This window comes from Pseudomonas sp. PDM20, assembly GCF_014852575.3.
Taxonomy (GTDB): domain Bacteria; phylum Pseudomonadota; class Gammaproteobacteria; order Pseudomonadales; family Pseudomonadaceae; genus Pseudomonas.
Map to the genome: position 1 here is coordinate 550771 of NZ_CM181224.1, position 12021 is coordinate 562791.

General features: G+C 65.8%; 12 protein-coding genes and 1 tRNA gene. 7 read left to right on the forward strand and 6 right to left on the reverse strand.

The features are described 5' to 3' along the window. Positions 1-75: 75 nt before the first annotated feature. Positions 76-777: a fumarate/nitrate reduction transcriptional regulator Fnr gene (gene fnr, locus IB261_RS02640; RefSeq protein WP_139791708.1), complete on the reverse strand. Its 702-nt coding sequence runs from the start codon at positions 775-777 to the stop codon at positions 76-78. Between the two features lie 323 nt (positions 778-1100). On the opposite strand from fnr, the gene IB261_RS02645 reads away from it, so the two are divergent. From IB261_RS02645 to IB261_RS02665, 5 genes are all read left to right on the forward strand, one after another. After that, entirely contained in the window at positions 1101-1820 is a 720-nt protein-coding gene (locus IB261_RS02645; protein WP_081520818.1) for a COG4705 family protein, read from the forward strand. Between the two features lie 105 nt (positions 1821-1925). Continuing rightward, the gene (locus IB261_RS02650; RefSeq protein WP_192383298.1) at positions 1926-3215 is read left to right on the forward strand and encodes an NAD(P)/FAD-dependent oxidoreductase; all 1290 of its coding nucleotides are present in this window, start codon (positions 1926-1928) and stop codon (positions 3213-3215) included. A gap of 14 nt (positions 3216-3229) precedes the next feature. Next, on the forward strand, positions 3230-3781 hold the full coding sequence (locus IB261_RS02655) for a helix-turn-helix domain-containing protein (protein WP_192383297.1): 552 nt from the start codon (positions 3230-3232) through the stop codon (positions 3779-3781). Positions 3782-3857: 76 nt separating this feature from the next. Next, positions 3858-5207, forward strand: coding sequence for a glutamine synthetase family protein (locus tag IB261_RS02660; RefSeq protein ID WP_192225435.1), 1350 nt, complete (start codon positions 3858-3860; stop codon positions 5205-5207). 273 nt (positions 5208-5480) lie between these two features. Beyond that, complete coding sequence (locus IB261_RS02665; protein WP_003084988.1) at positions 5481-5639, forward strand: YqaE/Pmp3 family membrane protein; 159 nt, start codon at positions 5481-5483, stop codon at positions 5637-5639. On the opposite strand, the gene IB261_RS02670 is transcribed toward IB261_RS02665, so the two are convergent. From IB261_RS02670 to IB261_RS02685, 4 genes are all read right to left on the reverse strand, one after another. After that, positions 5636-7204, reverse strand: coding sequence for a methyl-accepting chemotaxis protein (locus tag IB261_RS02670; protein WP_192383296.1), 1569 nt, complete (start codon positions 7202-7204; stop codon positions 5636-5638). The two genes, IB261_RS02665 and IB261_RS02670, sit on opposite strands and share 4 nt — an antisense overlap. Next, positions 7201-9381, reverse strand: coding sequence for a putative bifunctional diguanylate cyclase/phosphodiesterase (locus IB261_RS02675; RefSeq protein WP_151189111.1), 2181 nt, complete (start codon positions 9379-9381; stop codon positions 7201-7203). The genes IB261_RS02670 and IB261_RS02675 overlap by 4 nt, the downstream gene beginning before the upstream one ends. A gap of 166 nt (positions 9382-9547) precedes the next feature. Beyond that, positions 9548-9886 (reverse strand): hypothetical protein, encoded by a 339-nt coding sequence (locus IB261_RS02680; protein ID WP_225610310.1) that lies wholly within the window; start codon positions 9884-9886, stop codon positions 9548-9550. 430 nt (positions 9887-10316) lie between these two features. Continuing rightward, positions 10317-10802, reverse strand: a complete 486-nt coding sequence (locus IB261_RS02685; RefSeq protein WP_174824615.1) for a BRO-N domain-containing protein — start codon at positions 10800-10802, stop codon at positions 10317-10319. Between the two features lie 439 nt (positions 10803-11241). Here IB261_RS02685 and IB261_RS02690 point away from each other — a divergent pair, with 439 nt between their 5' ends. After that, a complete protein-coding gene (locus tag IB261_RS02690; protein ID WP_192383295.1) occupies positions 11242-11448 on the forward strand; it encodes a type II toxin-antitoxin system HicA family toxin in 207 nt (68 codons plus the stop codon). A 30-nt stretch (positions 11449-11478) separates the two neighbouring features. Next, the gene (locus IB261_RS02695; protein ID WP_192383294.1) at positions 11479-11883 is read left to right on the forward strand and encodes a type II toxin-antitoxin system HicB family antitoxin; all 405 of its coding nucleotides are present in this window, start codon (positions 11479-11481) and stop codon (positions 11881-11883) included. 57 nt (positions 11884-11940) lie between these two features. On the opposite strand, the gene IB261_RS02700 is transcribed toward IB261_RS02695, so the two are convergent. Then, positions 11941-12017, reverse strand: a tRNA-Ile gene (locus tag IB261_RS02700). Positions 12018-12021 lie beyond the last annotated feature (4 nt).

Genomic DNA, 12021 nt, shown 5'->3' on the forward strand with positions numbered 1-12021 from the left:
TTTCCTACAGGTCTGGCACCAAATTGATCTTCGCAGGAGCGAGCTTGCTCGCGAACCCCGTCCCCACGTGGAAACTCAAAGCTCGACCTCACCCCCGGCCAGCGCGCACAGCTCGGTGAAGTCGACGATCTCCGTCTCCCGCCCATCCACCCGGATCAACCCGTGCTTCTGCAGGCGGGTGAAGCTGCGCGAAACCGTCTCCACTGCCAGCCCCAGGTAATCGCCGATCTCGTTGCGCGACATGCTCAGGCGGAATCGCGTGGCGGAGAAGCCGCGCTCGCGGAAGTGCGCGGAAATGTTCAGCAGGAAGGCGGCGATGCGTGAGTCGGAGTTCAGCCGCGAGAGCAGCAGCTTCATCTGCTGATCCTCGCGAATCTTGCGGCTCATCATCAGCATGATCTGGTGCGACAGCCCCGGAATCTGCAGCGACAGCTCCTCCAGCTGGCTGAACGGAATCTCGCTGCACAGCGTGCTTTCCAGCGCCTGCGCGGACACCGGGTAGCTGCCTTCGCCCATCCCGGAGAAGCCGAAAATCTCGGTGGCGAAGTAGAAGCCGGTGATCTTCTCCAGCCCCTGTTCGTTGGTGGTGAAGGTCTTGATCGAACCGGAGCGCACCAGGTACACGCTGTGGAACGGGTCGCCCTGGCGGAATACGAAGTCCCCTTTGTGCAGCAGGTGCCCCGGCTTGATGATCGCCTCAAGCTCCATGACCTTGTCGTCGCTCAGGGTCGGCGGCGCCAGCCGGCAGTTCTTGCAGTACGGTTGCGGTTTGATCATCTGATTCATTCCTGTCCCCATGCGCCGCGCGCGAAGTGAAGCGGTCCTCGGGCGCATCGCCCCCACGTAAAACCATAGCAACTCAATGTGATCTGTCATCCGTCGGTTGGCCCGAAACGACGATGGCCAATGGTTTTTTCATACCGGCTTGACCCTTTCTTCACCGCGCCGCCCTCAGTCTCCACGACCATGCGCCAGGGGGTATCGGGGGAGACCGTCAACTCCGGGTGCAGCGACGTGACCGACGCGCGTCGATCCCGCTCATTTCCGGAGACAAACCCGTGAACAACAAACTGCCACAGATCACCCTGGCCTTCTGGGTGATGAAGATCTGCGCCACCACCCTGGGGGAAACCGCCGGCGACCTGCTGTCGATGACCCTCAATGTCGGCTATGCGATCAGTTCGCTGATCCTCATCAGCCTGTTCCTCGTCACCCTGGTCGGCCAGCTTGCCAGCAAGCGCTACGTGCCCTGGCTGTATTGGCTGGTGATCCTTTCCACCAGCACCGCCGGCACCACCATGTCGGACTTCATGGACCGCACGCTGGGCCTGGGCTACGCCACCGGCTCGGCGATCCTCATCAGCATCCTGGTGGCGATCTTCGCGGCCTGGCGCTTCAGCGGCACCTCGCTGTCGGTGGACAACATCCGCAGCTTCAAGGGCGAGATGTTCTACTGGATCGCCATTCTCTTCTCCAACACCCTGGGCACCGCGCTGGGCGACTTCCTCGCCGACGACTCCGGCCTGGGCTTCGCCGGCGGCGCGTTGCTGATCGGTAGCCTGATCGCCGTGGTGGTGGCGCTGCACTACTTCACCAGGTTGTCCTCGGTGCTGCTGTTCTGGGTGGCCTTCGTGCTGACCCGTCCGTTCGGCGCGACCCTGGGCGACGTGCTGACCAAGTCCCACGAGAAGGGCGGTCTGGACTTCGGCACCATCGGCTCCTCGGCCATCCTCGCCGCCATCCTGGTGGCGCTGGTGGTGGTGGTCAGCGTGCGGCAGAAGCGCGAGGAGCAGGGCAGCGCTGCGGTGCTGTCTTCCTGATGATCTGAAACGCACCCCGTCCGCAAAAGTGCGACGGGCTAGCCTTGTGAAATTTGTTCTGTTATTTTTCATGAAAAATAATCAGAACAATTTCACGAGGTAGCGATGTTCCTGCGTTCGCCCGAACCGGTCGGCACCTACTACGCCGGCGCCAACCCCGAGCTGATCCAGCCCCGCGAAGCCCTTCGCGAGCCGCTGGAGTGCGAAGTCCTGGTGATCGGTGCCGGTTTCAGCGGCCTGCACACGGCGCTGCAACTGGTCGAAGGCGGCCGCCAGGTCTGCATGATCGAGGCCAGCCGCATCGCCTGGGCCGCCTCCGGACGCAACGGCGGGCAGGCATTGCCGGGCTGGTCCAGCGACCTGGGCCCCATCGAGGACGACCTCGGCCACGAAGGCGCGCTGCGTCTCTGGCAGGGCATGCTCTGGGCTGCCCACGAACTGCGCGACCTGCCGCAACGCCATGGCTTCGACTGCGACTACCGCATCGGCCACCTGTGGACCGCCGTGCTGCCGCGCCGGGTTGGTTCGCTCTACGACTGGCAGGCCGAAGCCAATCGCCGCTGGGGCTACGAAGGCCTGCAGTTCATTCCCCGTGAAGACCTGCCGCAGTGGATCGCCAGCGACCGCTACCAGGCCGGCCTGTATGACCCGAATTCCGCGCACCTCAACCCGCTGAAACTGGCCTACGGCCTGGCAGGCGCCATCGAGCGCGCCGGTGGCCGCATCTTCGAGCAGACCCGCGCGCTGAGCTTCCGCGAGAGCGGCAATGGCTACGAAGTGACCACCGAGCATGGCAGCGTGCGCTGCGCCTCCCTGGTGCTGGCCTGCAACGCCTACATCGACGGGTTGGACCGCGACGTCTCCGAACGCATCCTGCCGGTGGGCACCTACCAGGTCGCCACCGCGCCGCTGGGCGAGGAACTGGCCCGCTCGCTGCTGCCGAAGAACTGCTGCGTCACCGACAACCAGTTCGTCCTCGACTACTTCCGCCTGACCCCCGATCATCGCCTGCTGTTCGGCGGCGGCTGCACCTACCTGGGCGGCATGCCTTCGGACATTCGCGCTGCCACGCGCCCCTATGTCGAGCGGGTGTTCCCGCAGCTCAAGGGTGTGGAGCTGGAATACGCCTGGGGCGGGCACATCGACTGCAGCATGCGGCGCACCCCGGACATCGGCCGGCGCGGCGACCTCTACTGGCTGCAGGGCTATTCCGGCCACGGCGTGCTGCCGAGCCTGGCCGCGGCCCACGCCGTGAGCGAAGCCATGGGCGGCCGCAGCGACGAGCTTGACCTCTATCAACGCATCCGCAATCCCGGGTTCCCCGGCGGCCAGCGCTTCGCCGCGCCACTGGAAGCCGTCGGCAAGGCCTGGTATCGATTACGGGATTTCATCTGATCCGGACCCCTGACATGACCCAGACGGTTGCCAACGAACACCTTGCCACGCTGATCCGCGACCTGCGCAAGCACAAGAACCTCACCCTGGGCGAGCTGGCCGAGCAGATCGGCCGCTCGGTGGGCTTCCTGTCCCAGGTCGAGCGTGGCCTGTCGCAACCAACCGTCGCCGACCTCACCGCCATCAGCGAAGCCCTGGGCGTACCGACCACCTACTTCTACGCCGGCGACACCCGCCGCGAGCGCGACTGGGTGACCCGGCCAAACGACCGCCGCACCCTGTACTACGCCGGCGGCGTCACCGACATCCTCGCCTCGCCGAACATGTCCGGCGGCTTCTCCCTGCTCGACAGCATCCTCGCCCCCGGCGCCACCAGCGGCGAAGGCCACCTGGACGACAGCTCGGAGCAGGGCGGCTTCGTCCTCGAAGGCGAGCTGACCCTCTGGTACGAGGACGACACCGTCACCCTGTACCCCAACGACAGTTTCCAGCTGCCGCCGCACAGCCAGTTCCGCTACGGCAACCTCACCGACAAACCAACCCGGGTGCTGTGGATCTTCACCTGATTTCCCAAGCCAGCCCGCGAGGGTTGGCTTGGGAAAACGATCCGGCCGCTCCCGCACAAAGGCCCCAGAGAACATCATGAACCGCCCGATGCATCCCGACCTGCTCAGCGAAGTCCGCGCCTTCCGCCAGCAATACCCGGACATCCGCTACGTCGACCTGATCTGCCTGGACATTCCCGGCCACTTCTACGGCAAGCGCTACCCCGTGGACATGCTGGAAAAAGTCGCCGCCGGCAGCCCGCTGAAACTGCCGCAGAACTGCGTGCTGCTGGGCGTGCAAGGTGGCCTGCACCCCATCGGCGACTACTGCTTCAACGACGGCGACCCGGATGCGCCGCGCCGCCTGATCCCCGGCTCGCTCAAGCCGGTGCGCTGGGAGAACCAGCCGCTGGGGCAGATGCTGATCAGCTCCGACGGCACCGAGGCACCCATCGAATTCGAGCCGCGCGAAGTGCTCGCCCGCGTCATGCAGCGCCTGGAGTCCAAGGGCATTCGCCCGGTGGTGGCCTTCGAGCTGGAGTTCTACCTGTTCGACAAGAAGCTGGATGCCGGCCTGCCGCAGTACCCGCGCGACCCGCTGAGCGACGACGAGGACGACCAGCCAAACATGCACATCGAGCGCCTGTCGCGCTTCTCGGATGTGCTCCATGAGATCGTCGAAGCCTCCCGCGAGCAGGGCGTGGACGCCAACGTCATCACTGCCGAGATCGGTCCGGGGCAGTTCGAGATCAACTTCGCCCACTGCGACGATGGCCTGCACGCCGCCGACCAGGCTGCGCTGTTCACCCGCGCGACCCGTGGCGTGGCGCTCAAGCACGGCTACCGCGCCAGCTTCATGAGCAAGCCTTACCTGCATGCGCCGGGCAGCGGCATGCACGTACACGTCAGCCTGTACGACCGTGACGGCAACAACCTGCTCGACCGCGACAACCAGCAGGCCCTGCGCCACGCCGTGGCCGGCTGCCTGGAACTGCTGCCGCACTGCATGCCGATCTTCGCCGCCAACCACAACGCCTACCGCCGCTATGGCTCCCGCGTGAACGCCGCGAGCAAGGCCAGCTGGGGCTTCGAGGACCGCGATGCATGCATCCGCATTCCCGAATCCGATGGCAGGAACCTGCGCATCGAGCACCGCCTGGCCGGCGCCGACGCCAACCCCTACCTGGTGCTCGCGGCGATCCTCACCGGCATGGAGCACGGGCTGGAATCCCGCCAGGAGCCGATCCCGCCGCTGAACGAAGACCGCGCCAGCGGCATCGATTTCCCCCGCGACATGCTCGGCGCCGTCGCCGAGATGGAAGACCACCCGGTGGTCAAGGAAGGCCTGGGCAGCGAGTTCGTCTTCGTCTACTGCGAGAACAAACGCCACGACCACCTGGATTTCATGAACGAAGTCAGCGCGCGGGAGTACCGCTGGTTCCTCTGAGAGCCCGAGGCCAACATTGATCTTCGGACTTTGTAGGAGCGAGCCGAGGTCCCCGGCGAACGCTGATCCCGGCGCCATGCCGAACGGCTCCCTCTCCCTCTGGGAGAGGGCTGGGGTGAGGGTGGCTCACGCACGGACTCCACCTGTAGGAGCGTTCCATGGATGCGATCGCGGGCATGGCCCGCTCCTGCAGGGAGCACCAGATTCTCTGAACCCGCTCCGCTGCCCGGCGGTCCATTCCATGCAAGAGGCAATCTCACAAGGAGCCACCGCATGGACCTCATCCGCATCCTCATCGCCATCCTTCTGCCGCCGCTGGGCGTGTTCCTCCAGGTCGGTTTCGGCGGAGCGTTCTGGCTCAACATCCTGCTGACGCTGCTCGGCTACATCCCCGGCATCGTCCACGCCGTGTACATCATCGCCAAGCGCTAACCCGCCCGGCTGCCCTCCCAGAAATGCTCCGCCAGCATCCGCAGCTCCGCCGACAGTTCCGCCATGCGCGCTGCGCTGCGCTGGCAGGTGCCGACCTTCGCCGCGTTGCTGTCGGCCGAGCCGCGAATGGCGTGCAGGCTGCGCTGCACGTCCTCGCTGGCAGCGCCCTGTTCCTCGATGGCTTCGGCGATCTCCAGGCTCATCCGCTGGATCGCCGAAACCTGCTCGCTGATGCGTTCCAGCGTTCCTGCCGCCTGGCCTGCCTGGGCCAGGCTGGCCACCGCCTGGTCGCAGCAATGCCATAGCGCCCGCACCGAATCCTCGGCGCCCTGCTGAAGGTTGCCGACCAGCGACTGGATGTCCCGCGCGGAATGCTCCGTGCGCGAAGCCAGCGCGCGAACCTCGTCGGCGACCACCGCGAAACCGCGTCCGCTTTCCCCGGCGCGCGCTGCCTCGATGGCGGCGTTCAGCGCCAGCAGGTTGGTCTGCCCGGCGACATCGCGGATCACCTCGAGCATCCGCGAGATCGCCTCGCTGTGTTCCTTCTGTTGCTCCACCGCGGCACTGGCCGCGCGCACGCCGGCTTCCAGCGCAGCGAGTTGCCCGCGCGTGCCGTGCACATCCTGATGCCCTGACTGGGTGATGCGCTCGCTGCACTGCGCCGCCACCGCGCTGTGCTGCGCGTGACGGGCCACTTCCTGGACGCTCTGCGCCAACTGCTGCATGGCGATGGCGACCTGCTCGGTCTCGCGCTGCTGCAACTGAGAAGCGGCGCTGCCACCGGCCATGGCGTCGGCCAGTGCGGCGGAGTGCTCGGCCAGCTGCAGGGATGCGTCGGCCATGCGCCCGACCACCGCGGCGGTCTCCGCCTCCAGCATGCGCAAGGCGAAATCCAGCTCGCCGAATTCGTCCGCGCGGCCCGAATAGAGCTGCTGGCTCAGCGGGTTGTCGGCAATCTTCCGTGCGCGCCCGAGCAGCGCGCCCAGCGGTTGCAGGCGCAGTACCAGCCAAGTGCCTGATGCGCCCAGCGCCAACAGGAAGGCCAGTGCAGTCAGCTTGGGCAGCAGCAGCGCGAGAAGAGCGCCGCCGGCCTGCGCCAGCAACAGGCCGAGCAGCAACTGGAGCACCAGCGGCACGCGCGGGCGACGCAATGTCCTGCCCTGGCGCATGCGCGCATAAAGGCGCTCCGCCGCGTCGATCTGCTCGGCACCGGGACGGGTGCGCACCGACTGGTACTCCACGACCTTGCCGCCATGGCGGATCGGCGTGACGAAGGCGCTGACCCAATAGTGGTCGCCGTTCTTGCAGCGGTTCTTCACCAGGCCCATCCAGCTGCGCCCGGCCTGCAAGGTCTGCCAGAGGTGGGCGAAGGCGGCGGGTGGCATGTCCGGATGGCGCACGCGGTTGTGGTTGAAGCCCACCAGCTCCTCGGCCTCGAAGCCGCTGACCTGAATGAAGTCCGGGTTCACATGGGTGACCGCGCCCTTGAGGTCGGTAGTGGAGAGGATGTTGGCATTGACCGGCACGTCTACCTGGCGCCCGGTGACGGGCATGTTGAGCTTCATCGCTGGTGCTCCAGGCGGGTCTGGAAGAGTTGCTCCGGCGCCAGCGGCTTGCTGAACAGGAAGCCCTGGGCGTGGCGGCAGCCTTCGGCGCGCAGGAAGTCCAGGTGCTCCTGGCGCTCCACGCCCTCGGCCACCACTTCCAGGCCGAGGCTGTGGCCCAGGCCGATGATTGCCCGGCAGATGGCGCTGAGCTCTGGGTCGTCCGGCACGCGGGTGATGAAGCTGCGGTCGACCTTGAGGATGTGCAGCGGGTAGCGCTTGAGATAGCCCAGCGAGGAATAGCCGGTGCCGAAGTCGTCCAGCGCCAGGCGCACGCCCTCGGCGGCCAGTTCGCGCAGGCAGGCGAGGGTTTCCGCGCCGTCCTGCATCAGCAGGCTTTCAGTGATTTCCAGCACCAGGCTGCGCGGCGACAGGCCGCTCTCCGCGAGAATCTGCTGCACCCGCGCGGCGAATCCCGGCTGCTGCAGTTGCCGGCTCGACAGATTGACCGAGCAGTACAGGCTGCGATGCCCCTGGCTCTGCCACAGCGCCGTCTGCCGGCAAGCCTGGCGCAGCACCCAGTCGCCGACCGGGACGATCTCGCCGGACTCCTCCAGCGCCGGGATGAAGTCCAGCGGCGAGATCGACTGGCCGTTGTGCTTCCAGCGCAGCAGCACCTCCACCGCTTCCCAGTGTGGCGAGTCGCGGTCGAGGCGGACGATGGGCTGATAGTGCAGGCTGAATTCCTCGCGGCGCAGTGCCTGGGCCAGTGCGCTTTCCAGGTCCAGCCGGCGCTGCGCCTCGGCCTGCAGCTCCAGGCTGAAACGCGCGTACTGTGCCTTGCCGGCTTCCTTGGCGCGGTACAGCGCAAGGTCCGCGGCCTGCAGGGTGTCGATGGCCTGGCCGTCGGTCATCAGCCCGGTGATGCCGATGCTGGCGCTGACCACCAGTGTGCGGCCATCCACGTGCAGCGGCTGGCGCAGGCAGTCGAGCATGCGTTGCGCGACCTGCTCGGCGTCGACCAGGCTGGCCAGGTCGTCCAGCAGCACGACGAACTCGTCGCCGCCGAAGCGCGCCAGGTGATCGCCCGGCCGCAGACAGCGCAGCAGGCGCTGGGAGACTTCCACCAGTACGCGGTCACCGACGGCGTGGCCGAGGCTGTCGTTGATCAGCTTGAAGCGGTCCAGGTCGATGAACAGCAGGCCGGACTCGCGTGCGCCGGGGCGGCGCTGGCGCATCAGGGCCTGTTGCAGCAGTTCGTCCAGGCGCAGGCGGTTGCCCAGGCCGGTGAGCGGGTCGTGCCGCGCCGCGTGGCTGAGCTGGTGCTCGCTGGCCTTGTGCTGGCTGATGTCGGTCTGCGAGCCGGCCATGCGCCCGTCGGTGACCACGCCGCGCGCCAGCACCCAGAGGTAATTGCCGTCGCGCTGGCGGATGCGGTACTCGTGGCTGAGCAGCGCGCTGCTGCCGCGCAGGTGCGTGTCGATGGCCTTGCGCAGGCCGGGCAGGTCGTCCGGGTGCACGCGGGCGAACCAACTGGTGCTGCCTTCGCCGAGGTTGTCGCGGGTCAGGCCGAGCATGCGCGCCCAGCGCTCGGAGACGTAGAGGCGGTCGTTGCCCAGGTCCCAGTCCCAGATACCGTCGTTGGCGCCACGCAGGGCGCGGGCATAGCGCGCCTCGCTGTCCTCCAGCGCCTGGCGCTGGGCCGCGCCGTAGGTGTCGATGGCCAGCGACATGTCGAAGAACACTCGTTTGAGCAGGCTGGCGTAGGTCCTGGCTTCCGGGGCATCGCCCATCAGGTCTGCGAGCATCTGATCCAGGTACAGGCGATACGCACCCAGGTACCACTTCAGCTCGACGCCGACCTGCTGGTGCACCAGCCCGATGCGCAGGCGGTCGCGCACGTAATCGGCGTCCTGCGGGGCATCCCAGAGCTGGCGGTAGTATTCGAACTGGCTGCATTTCAGCCGCGCCAGCGTCGCCGGCTCGGCGAGGATCGCTCCCAGCGGCGGGTAGTGGCGCAGGTGGTCGTAGAGCTGCTCGATGAAGCGCTGGTGGCAGCCTTCCAGTTCGGCGGCGCGGCCATGGAGATGGCAGCCATCCTCCTCGCGCCACTCCAGGTAACTCAGGCGCTGATCGACTTCCATCGTCGACAGGCCGATGCGCTCGAGCACGCTCTCGAGCTTCGGTCCCAGGCCCATGTTCGGCTCCTTGCGGGTCTGCTGTTTTTGTCGGGCATGAAAAAAGCGCCGGCTCGTCGTCCCGTCGAAATCGACGGCGACCAACTCGGCGCTTTGTCTTGCAGGCCCACAAGTCCTGCCCGGCAAAGCCAGCTTCCGCAATGGCGGAACGCGGGTGGTTTGTCTTTTACACCAGGGGGCGGGGCCCCGACAACTCTTGCAGCGCGCCGCTCAGGCGCTGCCGCAGCTCGCCCAGCTCGCGGGAGCGGAAGGCATGCCGGGTGCGCTCCAGCACACCGATGGCATCGGCCAGCAGCGCGGTGATCTTCCCGGTCTCGCCCAGCGGTGCGTCCTGGAACCAGCGGCACAGCGGCGCCTGCTGGCAGTCACAAGGGCCTTCCATCACGCCGCAGCGCAACTCATAGGCGGCCAGCAGGGCACGAACCTGACGGGCCAGCGCCGGGTCCTCGGACGCGACAAGCAATTGGACGGGATGCCGGTGGAGAGTCATGAGGGGATCACTCATATCAGGGAGATGCCAATTTAATGGCTAATGGCTATCTGATATTGACCCCTGTCATAGGCTGAGGCGGCTTGCGCCAGGGAGTCGACGGTTGGTGTGAAGTGTCTCGCATTGCGATGCCGGTAAATTGCCAGGAACGCGCGGTAAACGCGGGGCGGATAACCTGGGACAGGTTATCCGCCATACCCTTGGCGGCGGATAACGTTGGCGCGTTATGCGCCCTACAGACAGGGAGAGCAGGGAAAACGTACCGGCTGACACCGAGGTTACTTCTCGCTCCGAACGGTCCCCTCTCCCGCTTGCGGGAGAGGGCTAGGGTGAGGGGCCTTTGATCCTGTAGGTGCGGACTTGTCCGCGATGCTCATTGGGTAGGGCGTGAAGCGATGGGTATCGCTTCGCTCCACGCCATCCTACGAAGTGCGCAGGAGTAGTATCAGTGCAGCGAACGCACCTGGTTTTCCATGATGCGCACCGCATCGGTCCAGCGCACCCAGACCTTGCCCTGCCAGTCCATCACGCTGGTCGGCTGGCCCTCGATCTGCTCCATGCGCCGGCGCGGCAGGTGCGGGTTGTGCTGCTGCGCATCGCGCAGGGCCGGCAACACCTCGGTGCTGATCCACTGCCGCAGGCTGCGATTCTCCGGGTGATAGAAGTGCACCAGCAGCAGCGCGTAGAGGCCGCTTTCACTGACCAGATAGAGCTTTTCTTCGCACCCGGCGAGGTGCTCATGACGAAGCTGGTCCGGATCGAGCTTACTGGTGACTCGTTCGCCCAGATGGCTGTTGGTCAGCTTGGCCAGATCGCGCAGAACGAACCACGCCTGGCGCTCGATGAGCAGCCCGCGCAGACGACGGTTGTAGCGTTGGAACACAGTGGGAATCAGGCCTTCGTCGGCCGACATCGAATCGGAAAACTTCATGCTGTCTCTCCATGTACGTCCAGAAGCCGCCGCCCGAACAACCACAGAGGGAGGCGGACCGTGCAAGGGTGGAATACCGAGACATGTGATAAGCCCGGCCGGGCCGAAGCCCGCCTTACACGGTCCGCCATGGACTGCCAGAAGACGCTGACTCTTACAGCCAGCGACATCCGCCATGGCGCGTGTAATGCCTTTCACATGTCTTCAGGATTCCACTCCTGGCCACAGCAAGCCGTGGCAGGCAGAACGCTACGCAGAGGCCTTGTAGGACAGCAACGCAGTTGCGGTGTAGGGGGATTCGGTAAATACCGTACCGCGGCGGTGAACCTCCAGTTCAAGCCCACAAGAACAGCGCTCGTCGGCTTTCCTCCAGAGCAAATTGACTGACTTAAAGAGTGGTGTGTATGGTACACACTGCAGAGTCGCCGGGAGGGCGAGGATGCGCAGCAGGGAAATTATCGAACTGCTGATCGAGGATGGTTGGCTGGAGATCGGCTGCAACGGTCGCCACCACCAGTTCAAGCATCCTGACAAGCCCGGCAAGGTCACCGTGCCGCACCCCAAGGCGAGCCTGCCCAAGGGAACGGTGAACAGCATCCTCAAGCAGGCCGGTTTGAAACCCTGCCGGTCTGACACCACCCATTGAGCTGCGCTACGCCGTAGCGGGAGCCACCCTATGAAATTTCCCGTCGTGCTCCACAAGGACCCGGACAGCGACTACGGCGTCACTCTTCCCGACGTTCCCGGCTGCTACTCCGCCGGCTGTACCGTCGACGAGGCTTTGGATAACGCCAAGGAAGCGCTGGCCCTGCATTTCGAAGGCCTGGTGGCCGATGGCGAAGAACTGCCCCAGGCGCAGTCCATCGACCAGCACTTGGCCAACTCGGACTACGCCGGCGGCGTCTGGGCCGTAATCGAATTCGACGTCACGCCCTACCTGGGAAAAGCCGTACGCTTCAACGCCACACTTCCCGAACACCTGCTGCAACGCATCGACGACCGCGTCAGCAAGGATCAGCGCTATAGCTCCCGCTCCGGCTTCCTCGCTACCGCCGCGTTGCGCGAGCTGGCGCAATCCTGATCGCTGAACGACAGAAACGAAAAAGCCGCGCATTCGCGCGGCTTTTTGCTGAAAGGGTGGTGGGCCCACACGGACTTGAACCGTGGACCAAAGGATTATGAGTCCTCTGCTCTAACCAACTGAGCTATAGGCCCCCAG

Coding starts and splice junctions, on each gene's coding strand:
- IB261_RS02680 (WP_225610310.1), bottom strand. CDS start 9,886: ATGAGTGATCCCCTCATGACTCTCCACCGGCATCCCGTCCAATTGCTT.
- IB261_RS02645 (WP_081520818.1), top strand. CDS start 1,101: ATGAAGATCTGCGCCACCACCCTGGGGGAAACCGCCGGCGACCTGCTG.
- IB261_RS02695 (WP_192383294.1), top strand. CDS start 11,479: ATGAAATTTCCCGTCGTGCTCCACAAGGACCCGGACAGCGACTACGGC.
- IB261_RS02670 (WP_192383296.1), bottom strand. CDS start 7,204: ATGAAGCTCAACATGCCCGTCACCGGGCGCCAGGTAGACGTGCCGGTC.
- fnr (WP_139791708.1), bottom strand. CDS start 777: ATGATCAAACCGCAACCGTACTGCAAGAACTGCCGGCTGGCGCCGCCG.
- IB261_RS02675 (WP_151189111.1), bottom strand. CDS start 9,381: ATGGGCCTGGGACCGAAGCTCGAGAGCGTGCTCGAGCGCATCGGCCTG.
- IB261_RS02660 (WP_192225435.1), top strand. CDS start 3,858: ATGAACCGCCCGATGCATCCCGACCTGCTCAGCGAAGTCCGCGCCTTC.
- IB261_RS02690 (WP_192383295.1), top strand. CDS start 11,242: ATGCGCAGCAGGGAAATTATCGAACTGCTGATCGAGGATGGTTGGCTG.
- IB261_RS02685 (WP_174824615.1), bottom strand. CDS start 10,802: ATGAAGTTTTCCGATTCGATGTCGGCCGACGAAGGCCTGATTCCCACT.
- IB261_RS02655 (WP_192383297.1), top strand. CDS start 3,230: ATGACCCAGACGGTTGCCAACGAACACCTTGCCACGCTGATCCGCGAC.
- IB261_RS02650 (WP_192383298.1), top strand. CDS start 1,926: ATGTTCCTGCGTTCGCCCGAACCGGTCGGCACCTACTACGCCGGCGCC.
- IB261_RS02665 (WP_003084988.1), top strand. CDS start 5,481: ATGGACCTCATCCGCATCCTCATCGCCATCCTTCTGCCGCCGCTGGGC.